General features: G+C 56.4%; 1 pseudogene. It reads right to left on the bottom strand.

Annotated elements, in window-relative coordinates:
- Nucleotides 1-287: pseudogene (locus tag AC3XQU_RS23715) on the bottom strand (hypothetical protein); the annotation flags it as partial.

The raw sequence follows: 287 nt of genomic DNA, 5'->3' as shown, positions 1-287 counted from the left end.
ATGCGGCCCGACTATCTCGCTTCACCTGCTCCCCATTGTCCAATAGGTAGCCGACGATGTTCTGGGCTCTTGAATTCCCTTCCTTGGCCAGCTGAAACATCTGCCTCAATGCGGTCTTGTCGCCAGACTTCAACGCAGCCCAGGTCCTCAGTACTTCACCACCTTGCTTTGCATCCGTTAGCAAGCCACTCATCGCCCCAGCAATGTCCTTGTCTAGGCCGGAATCACTTTTCCGGGCTTGATCATAGTAATCCGCGGCGGATGAAGGGGCGTGTTCAGCGGCGCCG

It is taken from the genome of Telluria sp. AZSoR62, assembly GCF_058111565.1.
This window is presented reverse-complemented; position numbering and strand designations above follow the sequence as displayed.